The organism is Mycolicibacterium iranicum, from assembly GCF_002101705.1.
Taxonomy (GTDB): Bacteria; Actinomycetota; Actinomycetes; order Mycobacteriales; family Mycobacteriaceae; genus Mycobacterium; species Mycobacterium iranicum.
This window is the reverse complement of sequence record NZ_LQPC01000065.1, coordinates 61,591-80,292: the sequence shown is the minus strand read 5'-3', so window position 1 is coordinate 80,292 and position 18,702 is coordinate 61,591. Positions and strand designations below refer to the sequence as shown.

Sequence of the window (18,702 nt, the reverse complement as noted above, 5' to 3'; positions counted from 1 at the left end):
GGCCGTGCCTGAGGGCGACACCGTCTACGCGCTGGCGCGCCGCCTCGACCGTGCTCTGCGGGACCGCGTCCTCACACGCGGCGAGTTGCGCGTGCCCAGACACGCCACCGACAACCTCGCCGGGCACACGGTGCTCGCCCACGACACCCACGGCAAGCACCTGCTCACCCGGCTGTCAGGGGGTCTCACGCTGCACACGCATCTTCGGATGTCCGGGTCGTGGACCATCTCAGCAGAGGGGCGCTGGCTGCCCCGCAAGACGATGCCCGACGTGCGGGTGCTCCTGCGCACCGACGGTCCCGCCGCCTACGGGATCAGCCTGCCCGTCGTCGATCTCCTGCGCACCGCCGACGAGCGTGACGTCGTCGGTCATCTCGGCCCGGACCCACTGCGCGACGACTGGGACCTCGCCGAGGCCGTGCGGCGTGTGACGAGCCAACCGGATCGCCCCCTGGTCGCCGTCCTTCTCGATCAGAGGTGCGTGGCCGGCTTCGGCAATCTCTGGGCCAACGAGCTGTGCTTCCTGCGCGGGCACAATCCCTGGACGCCGGTCGGGGCGGTCGATGCCCACGCGCTGCTGACCCTGGGGGCGCGGGCGCTGCGCCACTCGGCCACCGTGCCGGGCGCCATGCAGGTGACGACCGGGAACCGGCGCAAGGGCGAAAGCCATTGGGTGGCAGGCCGGGCGGGCCGGCCCTGCCTGCGGTGCGGGACGCGGGTGCGCGTCGCCGCCGAGGTTTCCAATGACCCGGAGCGGCGCCGCACCTGGTGGTGTCCCTTCTGCCAACCTGGTCAGGAAACCGGTGCGGGAACGTGAGCCTCCCATCGGGCGCGGCGTTGCGCATCCGTCTGCTCCCACCATGGTGGCGATCCGCGCTCGCCCAGCGCAATCTTGGCGGCGTTGACGCCTGCGCGTGAGCGTGCCTCGTCGTCGGTGCCGCGGGTGCGGCGCACCTCCCGGCGCCAGGCCATCAGGATGCGGGTCAGCTCGGCTCGGCGTTCCTCGGGGATATCCGGATCCGTTGCCCGCCAACGACGCCCATTGATGACGAGGTAGTGCCCGTCCTCGGTGGTGGGCCTCGGATTCATGACCGGTAGCGCTCGTGGTGCACCACGCTGGCCAGCGACGAGCGCGCACGCCAGCCGAAGCGCTCCAGGTCCGGGACGTGGGGCAGGTCGGCGACGTGGCCGACGCACAGCCAGGCGATGGGGCGGACGTGGTCGGGCATGCCGACGAGTGTGCGGAGGAAATGTTCGCGATAGAAAGACACCCAGCCGACCCCGAGATCCTCGACAGTCGCTGCGAGCCAGAGGTTTTGGATGGCACACACCACTGAGAACAGGCCGGCGTCGGGGATGGCGTGACGGCCAAGCACCTGCGGGCCGCCGCGGGTCGGGTCGTAGCCGACGACGACGCCGAGACCGGATTCGCAGATCCCTTCAACCTTGATGCGGTCGAATGTCTCGGCGCGCTCGCCCGACAACCCGGCGGCGAACACCTTGCGTTCGCGGGCGACGTGGTCACGGAACGCGTGCAGGGTCTCCGGCGCCCGCACGACGACGAAATCCCAGGGCTGCGACATGCCCACCGACGGAGCGGCGTGGGCGGCCAGCAGAATTCGTTCCAGAACGTCGTCGGAAGGCGGCACACCCGTGAACTCGCGTCGGGTGTCGCGGCGGCGGTTGATGACGTCGTACAGCGCTGTCGCACAGTCGGTCACGTCAGTCCGTCCCGCGTGACCGAGCGATCACGCGCGGGGTCGTAGAGATGGCTTTCCCCCGCACAGGGATCCGGTGAGCCTGCGAGTGCACGTCCCACCAGGATCACCGCCGCCTGTCGCAGCTGAGCGTCTTCGACGGCGTCGGCGATGTCGGCGACGGTTCCGCGCAGCACCAGCTCCTGCGGCTGCGACGCCCGGTACACGACGACCACCGGGCAGCCGGAGCCGTAGTCGAGCTCCAGCTCGGCCATCAGGTCTCTGATCCGGGTGACGGCCAGGTGAAGCACCAAAGTCGCTCTCGTCGCCGCAAAAGCCTTGAGCGACTCGGTCTCCGGCATCGCCGTCGAGCGTTGCCGGGTTCGCGTCAACACCACCGACTGCGCGACCAGTGGCACCGTCAGTTCCCGGCCGACCCGGGCAGCCGCCGCCGCGTACGCGGGCACCCCCGGAGTGACAGCCCACGGCACGCCGGCGGCGTCGAGGCGGCGTGTCTGCTCCGACACCGCCGAGTACACCGACGGGTCTCCGGACACCAGCCGCACGATCCGCATCCCCGCCCGGTGGCCGTCGACGAGCCGGGCCACGATTGTGTCGAGATCGAGGTCGCCGGTGTCGACCAGCTCCGCGCCAGGTGAGCAGTGTGCCAGCACGCCTGGGTCGAGGTAGGTGCCCGGGTACAGGACGAGCTCGGCCTCACCGAGCAACCTGGTGGCACGCACGGTGAGAAGATCCGCGGCGCCGGGACCCGCGCCGACGAACTGCACCGCACGGTCATTCATCGGTTGCGAGTCTAGGCGGGCGGCTGCGACGCCTGGGCGGTGGTCAGTGTCTCGGCCGTCTCGCTCGGGAGCGCGCAGCTAGGCGGGCAGTCCCTTGTCGAGCACGTCCAGCGCAGTCAGAACTGCATCTCCGGACAGCGGTGATTCGTCGGCGGTCGCCATGAGCACCCCCGTGATCGCGCCGGCGACGACCGGGACCACCGGATCTTCGCGGGGCCGATTCAGTCGGACCGCCACCGCATCGGCAAGCGCCCGCACGGTGCGCAGGTACTCATCGTGAAGGGCGCCCTTGACCTCTGGCAGCGTGTACATCAGGTACTGGCGTGAGGCCATGAAGTCGAACTCGTCGCGAGGCATGCTTCCGAACACCTCGGTCAGCGCGTGTCGGTAAGCGGCCACGGGGGACAGGTCAGCGGGCGCCCGCACGAAGGCATCGATGATCGGTTCGACACAGTCGTCGGAGCTCAGGAGGGATTCCTTGGACGGGAAGTAGCGGAAGAAGGTTCGCGGAGACACTTCGGCGGCTCGCGCGATCTGTTCTACGGTCGTGTTCGCGTAGCCGTTGCGCTCGAAAAGCCGGAAGGCTTCCCGCAGCACGGCCTCCCGGGTGCGCATCTTCTTGCGTTCCCGGAGGCTGGGTTGGGCACCACCGTCCATGCCCACGATTGTCGCAGTCGCGGAGGCCGACACGACCCGTCATACGCCAGTAGGTTTGTGACGTTCTGTTAACTATCGTGAATGGCTGCCCTCACGGGATCGACTGTCAGACAGGCCCAGCTCCAGAATTCCGAGGGCCTTGAGAATGGCCTCCGAGGACATCGGCGCATCATCGGCTGCTGCCATCAGGACTCCGGTGATGGCACCGGCGAGCACCATCATCTCGTCGTCGTCCTTGTCGCGGTGCAGTCGTTGTGCCATCGCCTCGGTGAGCATGCGGATCGTGCGAATGTATTCGTCGTACAGTCCGCCTTTGGCCTCGGGCAGCGTGTACATCAGCCGCTGGCGGGCGAGTGCGTAGTCGTACGCGGAACCGGCCATGTCGGTGAATACCTCGTCGACGGCGTATCGGAACGCCGCGACCGGTGACAGTTCCGGGGGCGCCGCCAGGAACGCGTCGATGATCGGCTCGATGAACTCGTCGGTGATCAGCACCGATTCCTTGGTCGGGAAGTACCGGAAGAACGTCCTCGGAGAGACGTCAGCCGCATCGGCGATTTGGTCGATGGTCGTCTGCGCGTAGCCGTGGAGTTCGAACAGCCGGAAGGCCTCCCGGCGCACGGTTTCACGGGTGCGCTGCTTCTTGCGTTCCCTGAGGCCCTCGTCGCCGGTCATCGTTCAATTGTGCGGGAGCACTGTGGAGGCGCAGCTCAAAGCCCCGGCCGCGGGCTGCACTATGGTCGACCGCGCTTGCGGGGCGGCTTGCGGTCCGGGTCGACGACGATGCCCGCCGCCACCTCGAGGTCGTGCAGTGCGGGCTCGACCTGATCGGCCAGATCGGCAATGTCAGCGGCGATCTCAGGAGTGGTGATGAAACCGAAATCGATCCAGCCGCAATAGCTGAAGCAGGTCACGTTGAGAGCCACGTCGAACAGCAGCGGCCCGAGCGGCATCAGGTGCTCGACCCGCGCACCGCCGAGGTAGAGCGGGAAGGTCGGACCGGGGACGTTGCTGATCACGACATTCATCGGTGCGATGTTCTTGCCGATTCCGCTTGCCGCATACGCCCGTGACGCGAGCGCGAGCAGTCCCGGCGGTGTCGTCTCCGTATATCCCATGATCTGATGTGCGGTCAGGGCTTTCGTCATCTCCTTGGCGCCCTGCGTGTAGGAGTAGATCGCCTTGATCCGCTCGGCCGGGTCAGCGACATCGGTGGCGAGCACCACGGTCATCGCGTTGACCTGGTTGCCGACGGTGTCGTCGTTCTCGGATCGGGTGGACACCGGAACCTGCGAGACAAGGGATTTGTCGGGAAGTTCGTCGCGCTCTTTCAGATAGCTGCGCAATGCGCCGGAGACCAGCGCGAGGACGACGTCGTTGAGCTTCACGTCGAACGCCTGCTTGACGGCCTTCACCCGGTCCAGCGACACGCTCGCGCCCGCGACCCGGCGATGCGGCGAAATCGGGCCGTTGAAGCGGACTTTCGGCGCGTCGAAGTAGCGAGGCGGTTTGTTGTCGATGTTGCGGACGGCGATCTGCTGGCGCACCGCCTGCTCGACCAGCCGCGCAACCCGGTAGGGCGTCTTGACCCACACATTGATCAGTCCGTTGACCGCCTGCACCTCGCGGCGCGGGGGTTTCACACCGACCAGGGAGCGTTCCACGTCAACGGCCGCGTGCCGCGGCTCCGGGGTCACGTCGAGCAGGATCTCGCTGAGGCCGGCGCCGGAGACGCCGTCGACGATGGCGTGGTGCATCTTCGTGACGACGGCGACCCGGCCGTTCTCCAGCCCCTCGATGAACCACAGCTCCCACAGCGGTTTCGAACGGTCCAGCTTGTACGACATCAGGCGTCCGACCAACTCGTCGAACTCGGCTCGGCCGCCGGGGGACGGCACCCCGATGCGCCTGATGTGGAAGTCGATGTCGATCTCGTCGTCCTCGACGAAGTAGGGCCTGTCGAGTCCCAGCGGTGCGCCCTCGACCCGCCACCGCAACTGCGGAAGCTCGGGCAATCGGCTCACGATCAGATCGCGAACGAGGTCGAAACTGAATGCAGGCGCCCCTGACGGGTCGCACACGGCGATCGCACCGATGTGCATGTGCCATTTGAGGTTTTCAGCGAACCAGAAGGCGGCATCGACGCTGGACAGTCGCATCTGCAAGAGCGTACGGCTGCGTGGCTGCCTGCGAGGTGGATTGGGGTTATTGTCAGTCTTCGGTCACCGGGGTGACACCGGGTCATCGTTCTGCACGCAGCAACCGACCGATTTCAGCAAAGGGGTCGGGGGTCAATTGTCGGGCAGGCCGTGGTCGGCGCGGGGCCCTGTGGGCTCGAGAACCGCCCCTAATCTGAACGCGAGGCGGTGGCGAGTACGTCGATGAACTCGGCGACAAGCAGGTCGGCGTCGGTGCGGAACAGCGCGCTCATCGCGATGGTCAGCGGAGTCCGGACCCGGACCGACGCGATGCCGTCCTGGACGGCGGCAGAGCTGGCGGGAACGAGTGCGACCCCGAGACCGGCGGCAACCATCGCCAGCTGGCTGCTGATCGACTGCGCCAGATGCGTTGCGCGCGGCGTGAATCCGGCGTTGCGGCAACAGGCGGCAACCTGGTCGTGGTAGTCCGGAGTACCCGAGCGTGGGATCCAGACCCAGGGTAGGTCGGCGGCTTTCCCGAGATCTTTCTGTACGCCGCGGGGTAGCTCCCAGTCAGCCGGCGCGGCGAGCACGAACGGCTCGCTGGTCAATGTGACGTGCCGAAGCCAGGGCCGCGCGGGACCGTGGCGCACGACGGCGATGTCGATCTCACGCCGCTGCAACAGTTCTGAGCCCAGATAGGTGTCGACTTCTCGCACGGTGACGTCGACATTCGGGTGCGAACGGGCGTAGGAGGGCAGTGCCCGCGGCAGAACATGCGTGAAAGCTGTTGTCACAGCGCCGATACGCAGTTCACCGAGCTGTCCTTCGGCGGCCAGTCGCGCCGCGGACTCGGCGTCCTCTGCCGCAGCGACCAGCCGCCGGCAGCGATCGAGGAACACGGTTCCCGCCGATGTCAGCACCACGTGCCGTGTCGTGCGATTCATCAGCAGCACCCCGAGTCGCTTCTCGATCGCCTTGACCGCTGCCGACAGGGGCGGTTGCGACATCTGGAGCCGCTCGGCGGCCCGGCCGAAGTTCAGTTCCTCGGCCACCGCGATGAAGTAGCGCGCTTCCCGCACCTCGAGCATTGATACGTGATCCCTATAACTGAAAGACCAGACTGGACCTTCTCACGATAAATGATGTCCGGTCCAATGGGCGAGTGCCTCTCGGACCCCGTGCCACGTCGATGACTGTCGAACGCCGCCTCGTCATGACCCTGTGGTGCGCCGGGCTGGCCGCATTCACCTCGATGTACGCGCCGCAGGGCCTGCTGCCGCAGATCGCCCGCGACATGGACGTGGACGCTTCGCAAGCGGCGCTGCTGATCTCGGCCGCGACACTGGGTCTCGCGCTGTCGGTGCTGCCGTGGGCCTGGGTAGCCGATCGGGTGGGCGTGCGGACGGCGATGCGGACGGCTGCGGGATCGGCGGCGGTGTGCGCGGTCGTGGTGCCGTTTCTGCCGAGCTTCGAAGCGCTGCTTGCGGGCAGGCTGGCGCACGGCATCGCGCTGGGCGGCATCCCGGCGCTCGCGATGACGCTGTCGCACGATGTCGCCGTTACCGCCCGTGTCGGGACCGTGGCCGGTGGTTATATCGCCGCCACATCCGTCGGAGGCTTGAGTGGACGCCTGCTCACCGTGCCGGTTGCCGACTATTCCGGTTGGCGCACTGCGCTTCTCGTCATGGGCGTGGCGGTGGCGGTGTTGATGATCGCGATGATCGGGCTGATCCCGGCCTCGGCAACCGGTGGGCGACCCGACGGGATACTGCCGACGGTGCGGGGGCACCTGCGCAACCGGGCAATATGGCCGATCCTGCTTGTCGGCATGCTGCTCTGCGGTGCGGTGATGACAGTGTTCAACTACCTTCCGTTTCGGCTGGCCGCAGCGCCCTATGGACTCGAGCCTGCGGTCAGCTCGCTCATCTTCTTGACCTATTTGGCTGGGACCGCCGGGTCGCGGGCCGCCGGGAGGCTCGGGTGGCGCTTCGGACCGCATGCGGTGCTGGGCGGCGCCGGCGTACTCGTCGTGGTCGGTGCCGTCGTCACCATGACGATCCAGTTGGCGGCGATCGTCGTCGGAGTCGCGCTGCTGACCATCGGCTTCTTCGTCGGGCACGCAGTCGCATCCAGCCTGGTGGCCGCTCGCGCCTCGGTCGGGCGCTCGCAGGCCACCGCGCTCTACTCGATCGCGTACTACTCGGGTGCGAGCATTTTCGGCTGGGTGGGCGGCATCGCGTGGGCAGGTGGGCAATGGCCTGCAGTCGCGATCCTCGTGATCGCGCTCGGGGTCGCCGCCACCGTGTGTACGACCGTCAGCCCGTCTCGGCTTTAAGATCGCATCCGTTGGGATTCGCCGTAGACACAATGCCGCAGAGCGGCGTCGCCAGCTGTGCGACGCCGCCATTGCCCTGTTGGCCGAGGAGGGGCCGCGAGGTCTGAGTCACCTCAAGGTCGATCGCCGCGCACAGGTCCCCGACGGGACGTCGTCGTTCTACTACCGGACCAGGGCCGCGCTGTTGCACGGGGTCGCCGACCAACTCGTCCGCTATGACGCCGAGGCCTTCACCGAGGCTTTCAAGAACGCGCTCAACAGCAGCGGGGACGATATCGCCGGCGTGCTGGCCGGGCAGATCCTGTCCATCCGCGAAGAGCCGCAGCTGTCGCGGACCCGAGCCCGCCTCGAGCTGACGATGCTCGCCAAAGGTGATCCCGATATCGCCGCGGGTTTCCGCGAGATGGCGGAGAGCTTTCGCGCCGTCGTCGAACGACTCGTCATCGCCACGCAGTCCGGAAAAGGGCCGCTCGACCGCGCACTGCTCGACGAACAGGCATCGGTGGTCATGTCGTATCTGGGCGGGCTCATCTTCGCCTTCGCCAACGGCTCCCCTGAGCCGATGTCCAGGAACGACATTGAACGCCAGATCCGCGCGGTGATCGTCGGTGTGGCGATCGAAAAGGACACGGAGCGTGTCTCGGGCCGGTAGGGAGCCGCCACGAAGACCCGGTTTCCCGGTAAGGTTTACCTAACTAAGGGTGTGCTTACTTATTGGTCCAGAGAGGGGCGGATTCCGGGTGCCTGACCATTCCACGTTCGCGCCAGTTCTGGGATTCGCCACCGAGACCGGCAACTCCGCGATGGTTGCCAAGAAGTTCGCACAGGCGGCCAGGGGTGTCGGCGTCGATGTCGAACCGCAGTACCTCAATGACCTCACCTTGGAATCCCTGGCGGCGGCAAGCCATTTCATCGTCATCACCGCCACCTACGGAGACGGTGAGCTGCCCTACGACGCCGAGGTGTTCTGGGAAGCGCTCTGCGGCGACGGTGCAGGCCGTCTCGACCACCTGTCCTTCGCCGTCTGCGGCCTCGGAGACAGCTTCTACCCGTTCTTCAACAATGCCGCCAAGCTCGTCGACGCCCGTCTTGCGGAACTCGGCGCGACACGACTGATCGACCGTGTCGACTGCGACCTGGATTTCGAGGAACCGTCCGAAGCCTGGACGGCCACCGTCGTCAAGATCCTCGGTGAGCTGGTCTCGGCGCCCCCGTGCTCAGTGAGCCTGGAAGACGATCTTTCGCAACAGGATTCACTGTGGACGCGACGCAATCCATTCCCTGCCCAATTGGTGGTGAACCGGTCGCTGACCGCGCCGGGTTCCGGTAAGTCGGTGCGCCACTACGAGATCGACCTCGCCGACAGCGGCATCAGCTACCAGGCGGGTGACTCGGTGGGCGTGCATCCGGTCAACGATCCCGCGCTCGTCGAGGCGGTGCTGACGCACTTCGGCGTGAGTGCCGATCATGCTGTCGCAGAAAGTGATCACCCGCTCGGTGTGCTGCTGACCGAACATCTCGAGCTCCGGATCCCCACCGGCGCGTTGCAAGCGCTGGTCGCAGAACGCACCCGCGACCGAGGAGCGGCCACGATCCTGCGCGGCGAAGACTCTGCTGCGGTGACGAAGTGGCTCTACGGGCGCGACGTGCTCGACCTGCTTCAACTAGCCGATCTCGGCGTCGACGAAGTTCTGCCCACCCTGCGTCCGTTGCAGCACCGGGACTACTCCATCGCGTCGAGCCCGCTGGTCCATCCGGGACAGATCCACCTGACCGTGGCCACCGTCGAATACTCTTCGTGCGGCCGCGCGCATCGCGGCGTCGCCTCCGGGTTCCTCGCGGACCGCGCTGACACCGTACGAATTCATTTGGCGCCCAACGACAGTTTCCGTCTACCCGCTCCTGACGCGCCGATCGTCATGGTCGGACCGGGCACCGGCATCGCCCCGTTCCGGGCGTTCCTGCAGGAGCGCCAGGCCATCGGTGCGACAGGGAAGTCGTGGTTGTTCTTCGGGGACCGGCACCGCGCCACCGACTTCCTGTACGGCGACGAACTGACCGCCCTCCACAAGTCCGGTGTGCTGACACGGCTGAATTGCGCATTCTCCCGCGACCAAGCCACCAAAGACTATGTGCAGCACCACATGATGGCCAACGCCGCGGAGCTCTACCGCTGGCTGCAGGAAGGTGCCTACTTCTATGTCTGCGGCGACGCCGATCGCATGGCCAAGGGCGTCCACCGCGCACTCCACGAGGTTGTCGCCACCGCAGGCGGTCTCGACGAGGCCGGCGCGCACGCCTACGTCAACGACCTCATCACGACGCACCGCTACCTACGCGACGTCTACTGAGCCCACCCTTCGCCGAAACTGCATTCCATGCGCTCTTTTCGTGAGAAAGACCGCGCGGAATGCAGTTTCGGCGGTTAGAGAAGGGATTCCAGCGGCGCGCGCGCGAAGTACACCGCGAAGCCGACGGCGACGATCCACAGCAGTGGGCTGACCTCACGGGCCTTCCCGGCGGCGGTGCGCATCACCGCCCAGGAGATGAATCCGACGCCGATGCCGTTGGCGATCGAGTAACTGAACGGCATCACCGCCACGGTGAGCACGACCGGCAGCGCGACCGAGAACTCCGACAAGTCGATGTGGCGCAGATGCGAGACCATCATGGCGCCGACGACGACCAGCGCCGCGGCCGCGACTTCCGTCGGGACGATCGAGGCCAGCGGCGCGATGAACATCGCAGCGAGGAACAGCACGCCCGTCACGACATTCGCCAGACCGGTACGCGCGCCCTCCTCGATGCCCGCACCGGATTCGATGAAGACCGTGTTCGACGACGACGACGTGGCACCGCCGACGACGGCGCCGGCACCTTCCACGACGAGCGCCGACCGCAGCCTCGGGAACGTGCCCTTCTCGTCAGCCAGCCCGGCTTCACGAGACAGGCCCGTCATCGTCCCCATGGCGTCGAAGAAGTTCGCGAACACCAACGTGAAGATGAGCATGACCGCGGCGAGCACACCGATGCGGCTGAAGCTGTTGAGGCTGAACTCGCCCACGAGCGACAGATCGGGCAGCGAGAATGGCGATCCGGACAGCGCGGGCACGGACAGGCTCCACCCGCCGGGCTTCTCGACAGCAGACCCGAGATGCCAGATCGCCTCGATGACGACCGCGACGACCGTGCCGGTCACCAGGCCGATCAGGATGCCGCCGCGCACTTTTCGGGCCACCAGGATTCCGGTGAGCAGCAGCGTGAACACGAAGACCACCGTCGGGATGGTGCTGATCGAACCGAGGCCGCCGGGGCCGAGACCGACCGGCGGCGACGGCACACCCGTGGAGGAGATGAAGCCTGCGTCCACCAGCCCGATGAACAGGATGAACAACCCGATCCCGGCGGTGATCGCGAGCTTGAGCTGCATCGGCACGGCGTCGAAGACGAGGCGGCGCAAGCCCGTCACGGCGAGGAGCACGATGATGAGGCCGTTGATGACCACCAGGCCCATGGCCTCGGCCCAGGTGAGGGACCCGACCACGGTGGTCGCGAGGAACGAGTTGATACCGAGACCCGCCGCGAGGGCGAAGGGCAGGCGGGCCACCAGACCGAACAGGATCGTCATGACGCCGGCGGCCAGCGACGTTGTCGCCGACACCTGCGCGAAGTCCAGCTTGGCGCCGTCGACGTCGGCCGAGCCCGACAGGATGATCGGGTTCAGCACGATGATGTAGGCCATCGCGATGAACGTGACCACGCCGCCGCGGATTTCGGTGCCCAGCGTCGACTGGCGGGCCGTGATTTCGAAGAAACGGTCCACTGGGTTCACAGAAGTCCTAGTACTGCGACGTCGGAGCGGGAGGCGGCGGCGCCACCGGCATGCACAGACCGGTCTGGGTGTCGAGGAACTTGCCGGGCACGCAGAACGGCGAGCAGCCGTAGATGACGCCGGTCTGTCCCGGCGGGCACTGCGCGTTCGAGATGGCCGGCGCCGTCAGGGCACTCGCCGCCAGCGGCGCCGCGCCTGCCGCGACGGCGATCACTGCCGCACCGACATACCGCCGGACGGCTCGAGACCTCAGTTCACGGAACATGTGCTTCCCCTCTCAGCTCGGCATACCGGTGGCGACCCGGGGTGCGTCGCGTTCCGGCGCCACGTCGAGAACGAACTCGGCCACCCGGGCCCGGTGCTGTTCGGCACTGCCGAGCAGTGCGGCGTCGGTGTAGGCCCGCTTGTAATACAGATGGGCCTGATGCTCCCAGGTGAACCCGATACCACCGTGGACCTGAATGGCGTCGGTCGCAACCCGAACGAACGCCGCCGAGCAGGTCGCCTGAGCGATGCTCACGGCGAGTGCAGGATCATCGGACCCGTCCGTGAGCGCCCATACTGCGTGGAACGCGGTCGAGCGCGCGTGTTCGAGGGCGACGAGGTCGTCGGCGAGCCGGTGTTTGACGGCCTGGAACGATCCGATCGGCCTGCCGAACTGCAGCCGGTTCTTCGCGTACTCCACCGACAGGTCGAGCAGATGCTGAGCCGCACCGACCTGCTCCACGGCGAGCAGCGCACCGCCGACGTGCAACGCGTGCGAGATGACGCGTTCGGCTTCCTCGGAACCGGCGACCAGCTGCGCCGGGGCATCCGACAGCTCGACAGTGGCCTGAGGTCGCGTCAGGTCGAGGGTTGTCAGCGGGATGCGTTGCACACCAACGCTATTCGATTCGACGGCGTAGAGGCCGACGCCGTCGGCGGAGTTGGCGGCGACGAGAAGGACGTCCGCCGCGCCCGCGTCGACGACGCGCTCGACCCGTCCGGACAGTGCCCAGCCATCGTCGGCACGCACGGCCTCGACGGCGACGGACGCGGGATCGAACGCGCCCGCGTCGTCGGCGACGGCGAACGCCGCGGTACGCGTGCCCTCGACCAGCGGCCCGAGCAGGTCACTCGCACCCGACGCCGCGACCAACGCCGGAATAGCGAGATACACCGTGCCGAACAGCGGACCGCAGGCCAGCGCCGCACCGAGCTGCTCGACGGCGACCGCCTGATCGACCAGCGAACCGCCGGCGCCGCCCTCGGCTTCCGGGACGGCCATGCCCAGCACGCCGAGCTCGGTGCCCAGCCGTGCCCACACCGCCGCGTCGAACGGCGGGTCCGAGGCCATCCAGCCGCGGACGGCGCTCTCGTCGACGTGGTCGGCGCAGAACTTACGCACTGCGGCGCGCAGCTGGCCCTGCTCCTCGCTGAACACGAACTCGGTACCTGCAAGCTCCTCAGCCACGCCCTTGGGCTGATCCGCAAGCTCCTCAGCCACGCGGGATCTCCTTCCACGGCATCCCCGCGTCGGCCCGCAGGTCTCCCGGTAGGCCGAGCACCCGCTCGGCGAGGATGTTGCGCATCACCTCGGAGGTGCCGCCCTCGATGGTGTTGGCCCGGCTGCGCAGGAACCGCTGCTGAATCGGGCCTCGCCAGTCGCCCCCGTCGCCGTCCTGCCCATCCATCGAGTAACCGTCGTACAGGATCCCCTCGGGTCCGAGCAGATCCATGCAGAACTCGTAGATGTGCTGGTTCAGTTCGGCGCCGACGAGCTTGCCGATCGAGCCTTCCGGACCGGGACCGCCGACCGTGGCCGCCGCCCTGGACCGTTCCGAGGTCAGCCGTTGCGCTTCGCTACGCAGCCACAGGCTGGTCAGCCGATCCCGCAGGACCGGGGTTTGCAGATCCGGGCGCGACGTCCACAACGCGACCGCATCCGAGATGGTGCCCGCGCCGCGCCGGTTACCGCTGCCGCCGAGCGCGCTGCGCTCGTTCATCAGCGTCGTCATCGCCACTCGCCAGCCGTCACCGACCGCGCCGAGTCGGAACGCGTCCGGAATGCGGGCGTCGGTCATGTAGACCTCGTTGAACTCGGCGTGCCCGGTCATCTGCCGCAGCGGGCGGGTTTGGACACCCTCGCCGTGCATGTCGATGACGAAATACGTCAGCCCTTTGTGCTTGGGCATGTTCGGATCGGTGCGCGCGAGTAGCAGTCCCCACTTGGCCCGGTGCGCGAGGCTGGTCCACACCTTCTGGCCGTTGACGATCCAGGTGTCTCCGTCGAGGACCGCCGTCGTCGCCAGACCGGCAAGGTCGGAGCCGGCACCAGGCTCGGAGAACAGCTGACACCAGATGTCCTCGGTCGTCGCCAGCGGACGGAGCAGCCGCTTGCGGATCTCGTCGGTCTGGGCGTGTTCCCGCACCGTGGGGGCGGCCATGCCGTAGCCCATCGGGTTCAATCCCAGCGGCACGGGTCCTCCCGCGCCCTGCAGGATGCGATCAGCGACAGCCTGCAGGCCGCGGGACACGCCGAGGCCCCCGAATCCTTCGGGGAAATGCACCCACGACAGGCCCGCGTCGAAACAGGCCCCAAGAAATTGCGGTATCGGAACAGACTTCGGGTCGTGCTCGGCGACGACTTGTCGCGCGGCTTCGGCTACCCGGTCGGCATCAGTGCCCATAGCTGCACACTAAATCAGTGCGCAGCTCCGCCGACAGCGGATCAGCGAGCAGTCAGCGCGAGACGCTCGTCATGCGCCCTATGGCGACGTTGAAGGAGGAACCGGAGCCACCGAACATCAAGTAACACAGTGATCCTTAAGCAGTCTTGGTGAGCAGGGGGAGCAACTGGCGGCGCGCGACCATCGCATCGGCGAAATGGTTGAGCGCTTCGGGGACCGAGCCGGTCGCCGGGAAATCGATCCCGGCGGCATCGAGGGTCTCCTCGACCGCCCGGCTGGCGATCATGGACCACTCTTCGCCGGCGGCGGTGCAGAGGTCATCGATGACGAACAGCAGCGAAATAGCTTCCTCGCTAAAGGAATCGATATCGCTGAGGTCCAGGACGAAGGGCTTCTCCGGGAGGATGAAGCGGTCGATGTAGCGTCCGGCGCGCTCGACGTTGCGAACGTCGAGATGACCGGAGACCTTGACGACGGTGGCCAGCTGACGACAGTGCGCCCGAATGTCGGCGCCATCGCAGTGAAACGTCGGATTGCCGTACATCGCAGCCTCCCCCGATCTCGTTGGTTGTGGGCTCGTTGGTGAGCGACACAACCATCAAGGTAGTGAGGCAATTTAAGGCCGCTGGCAGTAACGACTAATTGTTCGGTAAGAACCTGAGACGGCTCGTGTAGCAAACTCGTCGGTAACTTAGTCCCGGCGAAGCTGTTGGGCACCCGAATAACCGACCCACGGGTTGTAGTCGGCGAGAAGCTCCTCCTGGGGCGGACGGTGCTCCTCGGCGACATGCTGCAGGTTGATCCTGATCCGGTACCAGATCGAGCTCGGTCCTCGCATACCGTCCATGAGAACGTCTGCGGGCTCCAGGTTTTCGGACGCCGACGGATACTTCTCGCGCCACTGAGTCAACGCGGTCAGCGCCTCGTCCTTGGTCTTCGTCCGCGCGATCTCGATGAGTGGCATCACCGATGCGCGGCGCCCGTCGACAGATCGGTTGGCGCCCTTGGGCGCTTTCTCGGCGGGGCCGAGACTCTCCGCGAGGTCGAGAAGGGACTCCAGACCGCCCGCGGTGTCGTCCATGCCTTCCCACGGATCACCGTGGTCGGCGAACCGCTGCGGCACGGTCGCGACAGTGAACGCCTCGGGCTTGCATTCGGCGACCTCGTCCCAGAACAGTGGCGTCGACACCCTCGCGTCAGGGGTGGCGCGCACCGAATAGGCCGACGCGACCGTGCGGTCCTTGGCGTTCTGGTTGAAGTCGACGAAGACGCCGTGCCGTTCCTCCTTCCACCACCGCGCCGTGGCCGACTCGGGGGCCCGACGTTCCACCTCGCGCGCGACCGTCTCGGCCGCCAGCCGGACCTGTTTGAACGGCCACCGCCGATGGATGCGCGCATAGATGTGGAAGCCGCGCGACCCGGAGGTCTTGGGCCAGGCCACCAGCCCATGCTCTTCGAGCACTTCACGCGCGACGAACGCGACGTCGAGGATCTGCCGCCACCCCACCCCGGGCATCGGGTCGAGATCGACGCGGAGCTCGTCGGGGTGGTCGAGGTCGTCGGCGCGCACAGGATGCGGGTTGAGGTCGACGCAACCGAGGTTCACCGCCCAGATCAGGCCGGCGGGGTTGTGCAGGACCGCCTCCTTGGCCGACGTGCCTCGCGCGTACTTCAACTCCGCCACATCGACGAAATCCGGGCGCTTCTCCGGGGCGCGCTTCTGGAAGACGGCCTCCTCGCCGATGCCCTTGACGAACCGTTTGAGGATCATCGGTCGGTCCTGCACGCCGCGCAGCGCTCCGTCGGCGACCGCGGCGTAGTAATGCATCAAATCCAGCTTGGTCAGCCCGAGATCCCCGAACACCACCTTGCCGGGATTGGTGATGGGCACCAGCTGCCCGCCGATCTCGAAATTCTCGTGAGCGGGCATTTCCTCATCGTAGGTTCCAAGCCGGACTGCGACCGCCGTCACATAAGGTTGACGCATGTCCAAGCTCAGCGATCTTCCGTTGCAGGCGCTCACTACCGTCGGTCAGTCGCTCGGGAAATACCTCGAGCGCGGTTCGGCTGAGCTGCATTACGCCCGCAAGATGTTCGAGGCGGGTGCGCTGAAACTGGAGCCGCCGCAAGACATCGCCGCGTTCGTCGCCGACATGCGGCGCTGGGGTGAGATCGGGATGATCCCGGCCCTCAACGCGCGTCGCTACCCGAACCGCAACGCCGTCATCGATGACTTCGGCGAGTTCACGTTCAAAGAACTCGACGACGCGGTCAATGCGGTGGCCAATGGACTGCTGGCCAAGGGCGTCAAGGGCGGCGACGGTGTCGCGATCCTCGCTCGCAACCACCGGTGGTTCCTGGTGTCGGTCTACGCCACGGCCAAGATCGGCGCCCGCATCATCCTGCTCAACAGCGAGTTCTCCGGCCCCCAGATCAAAGAGGTGTCCGAGCGGGAGGGCGCCGAGCTGATCATCTACGACGACGAGTACACCGCCGCCGTCGCCCAGGCCGATCCCCAACTGGGCAAGCTGCGCGCGCTCGGCGTCAACCCGGACAAGGAGGAGCCGTCGGGAAGCACCGACGAAACCCTCGAAGAACTCATCGCCCGCACCAGCGCCATGCCGCCGCCGAAGGCGACGAAGCATTCGTCGATCATCATCCTGACCAGTGGCACCACCGGAACCCCCAAGGGCGCCAACCGCAGTGCCCCGCCGTCATTGGCACCGATCGGTGGGGTGCTGTCGTCGGTTCCGTTCAAGTCCGGTGAGGTGACGTCGCTGCCCGCACCGATGTTCCATGCGCTCGGGTTCCTGCACGGCACCATCGCGATGATGCTGGGCTCGACGCTGGTGCTGCGCAGGCGGTTCAAGCCGGCCACGGTGTTGGCCGACATCGAGAAGCACGAGGCCACCGCCATCGTCGTCGTGCCGGTGATGCTGTCACGGATGCTCGACGAGCTCGACAAGACGTCCCCCAAGCCCAACCTGTCGTCGCTGCGCATCGTCTTCGTCTCGGGCAGCCAGCTCGGCGCCGAGCTGGCCACCAGAGCGCTGAAGGAACTCGGCCCGGTCGTCTACAACCTGTACGGCTCCACAGAGGTGGCCTTCGCGACTATCGCTGGGCCGCAACATCTTTCGATCAATCCGGCCACCGTCGGGCCCGTCGTCAAGGGAATGAAGGTCAGGATCCTCGACGACAACGGCAACGACGTGCCCAAAGGTCAGGTCGGCCGCATCTTCGTCGGCAACTTCTTCCCGTTCGAGGGCTACACCGGCGGTGGCGGCAAGCAGATCATCGACGGCCTGCTCTCTTCCGGCGATGTCGGCTACTTCGATGAGAACGATCTGCTCTATGTCAGTGGCCGTGACGACGAGATGATCGTCTCCGGCGGCGAGAACGTCTTCCCCGCTGAGATCGAGGACCTTGTCAGCGGCCATCCCGAGGTCGTCGAGGCCACGGCGCTGGGCGTCGAGGACAAGGAGTGGGGTCACCGGCTGCGCTGCTTCGTGGTCAAAGTCGAGGGCGCGTCCATCGACGAGGACGCGATCAAGGCCTATGTGCGCGACAACCTCGCCCGCTACAAGGTGCCGCGCGAGGTGATCTTCCTCGACGAACTGCCCCGCAACCCCACGGGCAAGATCCTCAAGCGCGAGCTGCGCGAGATGGACCTCCCGACGGATTAGCACCGCGAGCGCGCGCGTCTGCTCGGCGACGCGCCGCGCAGGTCTGGCATTTCGCGCACGCTCGTCGCGGGAATATCGAACGTCTCGCGGTGGTAGTTCTCACCTGTGAACATCGATCTGACCGGAAAGACCGCTCTCGTCACGGGCTCCACGCAAGGCATCGGCCTGGCGATCGCGCAGGGACTCGCATCCACCGGCGCCCGCGTGGTGGTCAACGGCCGCAGCCGCGACCGCGTCGACGAGGCGGTTGCGAAGATCGGCGGGGACGCTGTCGGTGTGGCCGCCGACGTGGCGAGTGCCGATGGTGCGGAGACGCTGTTCGGCGAGCTGCCGCACGTCGACGTTCTGGTCAACAACCTCGGCATTTTCGGTGCGGTGCCGGCCCGCGAGATCACCGACGAGCAGTGGCGCACCTACTTCGAGGTCAACGTGCTCGCCGCCGCCCGGCTCATCCGCCATTACCTGCCCGGCATGGTGGAACGGCACTGGGGCAGAGTGCTGCAGATCGCCAGCGACTCGGCCATCGTCACGCCCGAGGAGATGATCCATTACGGGGTTTCGAAAACGGCGCTGCTAGCGCTGTCGCGTGGCTTCGCCAAGGATGCGGCGGGCACCGGGGTCACGGTCAATTCGGTGATCGCCGGACCGACGCACACCGCAGGCGTCGAGGAGTTCGTCTATCAGCTGGTCGATCAATCGCTCCCGTGGGAGAAGGCGCAGCGCGAGTTCATGCGGCTGCATCGGCCGCAGTCGCTGATTCAGCGGCTGATCGAGCCCGAGGAAATCGCCAACATGGTCACCTACCTGGCGTCGCCGCTGGCATCGGCGACGACGGGCGGCGCGCTGCGTGTCGACGGCGGCTACGTCGACGCGATCCTTCCCTGA

Annotated in this window: 19 protein-coding genes; 6 read left to right on the top strand and 13 right to left on the bottom strand. The window is 66.8% G+C overall.

Features of this window, described 5'->3' with window-relative positions:
* Positions 1–4 precede the first annotated feature (4 nt).
* Positions 5–817, top strand: a complete 813-nt coding sequence (locus tag AWC12_RS27580) for a DNA-formamidopyrimidine glycosylase family protein (RefSeq protein WP_085178127.1) — start codon at positions 5–7, stop codon at positions 815–817.
* On the opposite strand, the gene AWC12_RS27575 is transcribed toward AWC12_RS27580, so the two are convergent.
* From AWC12_RS27575 to AWC12_RS27545, 7 genes are all read right to left on the bottom strand, one after another.
* Entirely contained in the window at positions 793–1,089 is a 297-nt protein-coding gene (locus tag AWC12_RS27575; RefSeq protein WP_024446701.1) for a hypothetical protein, read from the bottom strand. The genes AWC12_RS27580 and AWC12_RS27575 overlap by 25 nt on opposite strands.
* Positions 1,086–1,721 (bottom strand): 5,6-dimethylbenzimidazole synthase, encoded by a 636-nt coding sequence (bluB, locus tag AWC12_RS27570; RefSeq protein ID WP_085178126.1) that lies wholly within the window; start codon positions 1,719–1,721, stop codon positions 1,086–1,088. The genes AWC12_RS27575 and bluB overlap by 4 nt, the downstream gene beginning before the upstream one ends.
* Entirely contained in the window at positions 1,718–2,500 is a 783-nt protein-coding gene (locus tag AWC12_RS27565) for a cobalt-precorrin-4/precorrin-4 C(11)-methyltransferase (RefSeq protein WP_085178125.1), read from the bottom strand. The genes bluB and AWC12_RS27565 overlap by 4 nt, the downstream gene beginning before the upstream one ends.
* A 78-nt stretch (positions 2,501–2,578) precedes the next feature.
* Complete coding sequence (locus tag AWC12_RS27560; RefSeq protein WP_024446704.1) at positions 2,579–3,157, bottom strand: TetR/AcrR family transcriptional regulator; 579 nt, start codon at positions 3,155–3,157, stop codon at positions 2,579–2,581.
* A gap of 72 nt (positions 3,158–3,229) precedes the next feature.
* Positions 3,230–3,832: a TetR/AcrR family transcriptional regulator gene (locus tag AWC12_RS27555; RefSeq protein ID WP_085178124.1), complete on the bottom strand. Its 603-nt coding sequence runs from the start codon at positions 3,830–3,832 to the stop codon at positions 3,230–3,232.
* 59 nt (positions 3,833–3,891) lie between these two features.
* Entirely contained in the window at positions 3,892–5,316 is a 1,425-nt protein-coding gene (locus AWC12_RS27550; RefSeq protein ID WP_085178123.1) for a WS/DGAT/MGAT family O-acyltransferase, read from the bottom strand.
* A gap of 188 nt (positions 5,317–5,504) precedes the next feature.
* Positions 5,505–6,386: a LysR substrate-binding domain-containing protein gene (locus AWC12_RS27545; protein WP_085178122.1), complete on the bottom strand. Its 882-nt coding sequence runs from the start codon at positions 6,384–6,386 to the stop codon at positions 5,505–5,507.
* Between the two features lie 74 nt (positions 6,387–6,460).
* Here AWC12_RS27545 and AWC12_RS27540 point away from each other — a divergent pair, with 74 nt between their 5' ends.
* From AWC12_RS27540 to AWC12_RS27530, 3 genes are all read left to right on the top strand, one after another.
* Complete coding sequence (locus AWC12_RS27540) at positions 6,461–7,633, top strand: MFS transporter (RefSeq protein WP_085178121.1); 1,173 nt, start codon at positions 6,461–6,463, stop codon at positions 7,631–7,633.
* A gap of 76 nt (positions 7,634–7,709) precedes the next feature.
* Complete coding sequence (locus AWC12_RS27535; RefSeq protein WP_024446708.1) at positions 7,710–8,285, top strand: TetR/AcrR family transcriptional regulator; 576 nt, start codon at positions 7,710–7,712, stop codon at positions 8,283–8,285.
* 88 nt (positions 8,286–8,373) lie between these two features.
* The gene (locus AWC12_RS27530) at positions 8,374–9,984 is read left to right on the top strand and encodes a diflavin oxidoreductase (RefSeq protein ID WP_272937901.1); all 1,611 of its coding nucleotides are present in this window, start codon (positions 8,374–8,376) and stop codon (positions 9,982–9,984) included.
* A gap of 74 nt (positions 9,985–10,058) precedes the next feature.
* Here AWC12_RS27530 and AWC12_RS27525 read toward each other — a convergent pair whose 3' ends face one another.
* The 6 genes from AWC12_RS27525 to AWC12_RS27500 form a co-directional block, all read right to left on the bottom strand.
* Positions 10,059–11,465, bottom strand: coding sequence for an NCS2 family permease (locus AWC12_RS27525; RefSeq protein ID WP_024446710.1), 1,407 nt, complete (start codon positions 11,463–11,465; stop codon positions 10,059–10,061).
* 7 nt (positions 11,466–11,472) lie between these two features.
* On the bottom strand, positions 11,473–11,730 hold the full coding sequence (locus tag AWC12_RS27520; protein ID WP_024446711.1) for a hypothetical protein: 258 nt from the start codon (positions 11,728–11,730) through the stop codon (positions 11,473–11,475).
* A gap of 12 nt (positions 11,731–11,742) precedes the next feature.
* A complete protein-coding gene (locus tag AWC12_RS27515; protein ID WP_085178120.1) occupies positions 11,743–12,951 on the bottom strand; it encodes an acyl-CoA dehydrogenase family protein in 1,209 nt (402 codons plus the stop codon).
* Entirely contained in the window at positions 12,944–14,134 is a 1,191-nt protein-coding gene (locus AWC12_RS27510) for an acyl-CoA dehydrogenase family protein (protein WP_024448890.1), read from the bottom strand. Before AWC12_RS27510 ends, AWC12_RS27515 begins: the two co-directional genes overlap by 8 nt.
* Positions 14,135–14,270: 136 nt before the next feature.
* The gene (locus tag AWC12_RS27505; RefSeq protein WP_024448889.1) at positions 14,271–14,678 is read right to left on the bottom strand and encodes an STAS domain-containing protein; all 408 of its coding nucleotides are present in this window, start codon (positions 14,676–14,678) and stop codon (positions 14,271–14,273) included.
* 147 nt (positions 14,679–14,825) lie between these two features.
* Complete coding sequence (locus AWC12_RS27500) at positions 14,826–16,064, bottom strand: DNA polymerase domain-containing protein (RefSeq protein ID WP_085178231.1); 1,239 nt, start codon at positions 16,062–16,064, stop codon at positions 14,826–14,828.
* A gap of 55 nt (positions 16,065–16,119) precedes the next feature.
* Here AWC12_RS27500 and fadD2 point away from each other — a divergent pair, with 55 nt between their 5' ends.
* Both fadD2 and AWC12_RS27490 read left to right on the top strand, forming a co-directional pair.
* Complete coding sequence (gene fadD2 / locus AWC12_RS27495; protein ID WP_085178119.1) at positions 16,120–17,817, top strand: long-chain-fatty-acid--CoA ligase FadD2; 1,698 nt, start codon at positions 16,120–16,122, stop codon at positions 17,815–17,817.
* Positions 17,818–17,922: 105 nt separating this feature from the next.
* Positions 17,923–18,702 carry an SDR family NAD(P)-dependent oxidoreductase gene (locus AWC12_RS27490; RefSeq protein ID WP_024448886.1) on the top strand — a complete coding sequence of 260 codons (780 nt, stop codon included), beginning with the start codon at positions 17,923–17,925 and terminating at the stop codon, positions 18,700–18,702.

Excerpts from the sequence above, each read along its gene's own strand:
- AWC12_RS27575 (WP_024446701.1), bottom strand. The coding sequence starts at position 1,089 with ATGAATCCGAGGCCCACCACCGAGGACGGGCACTACCTCGTCATCAAT.
- AWC12_RS27565 (WP_085178125.1), bottom strand. The coding sequence starts at position 2,500 with ATGAATGACCGTGCGGTGCAGTTCGTCGGCGCGGGTCCCGGCGCCGCG.
- AWC12_RS27560 (WP_024446704.1), bottom strand. The coding sequence starts at position 3,157 with ATGGACGGTGGTGCCCAACCCAGCCTCCGGGAACGCAAGAAGATGCGC.
- AWC12_RS27555 (WP_085178124.1), bottom strand. The coding sequence starts at position 3,832 with ATGACCGGCGACGAGGGCCTCAGGGAACGCAAGAAGCAGCGCACCCGT.
- AWC12_RS27550 (WP_085178123.1), bottom strand. The coding sequence starts at position 5,316 with ATGCGACTGTCCAGCGTCGATGCCGCCTTCTGGTTCGCTGAAAACCTC.
- AWC12_RS27545 (WP_085178122.1), bottom strand. The coding sequence starts at position 6,386 with ATGCTCGAGGTGCGGGAAGCGCGCTACTTCATCGCGGTGGCCGAGGAA.
- AWC12_RS27520 (WP_024446711.1), bottom strand. The coding sequence starts at position 11,730 with ATGTTCCGTGAACTGAGGTCTCGAGCCGTCCGGCGGTATGTCGGTGCG.
- AWC12_RS27510 (WP_024448890.1), bottom strand. The coding sequence starts at position 14,134 with ATGGGCACTGATGCCGACCGGGTAGCCGAAGCCGCGCGACAAGTCGTC.
- AWC12_RS27505 (WP_024448889.1), bottom strand. The coding sequence starts at position 14,678 with ATGTACGGCAATCCGACGTTTCACTGCGATGGCGCCGACATTCGGGCG.
- AWC12_RS27500 (WP_085178231.1), bottom strand. The coding sequence starts at position 16,064 with ATGCCCGCTCACGAGAATTTCGAGATCGGCGGGCAGCTGGTGCCCATC.
- fadD2 (WP_085178119.1), top strand. The coding sequence starts at position 16,120 with ATGTCCAAGCTCAGCGATCTTCCGTTGCAGGCGCTCACTACCGTCGGT.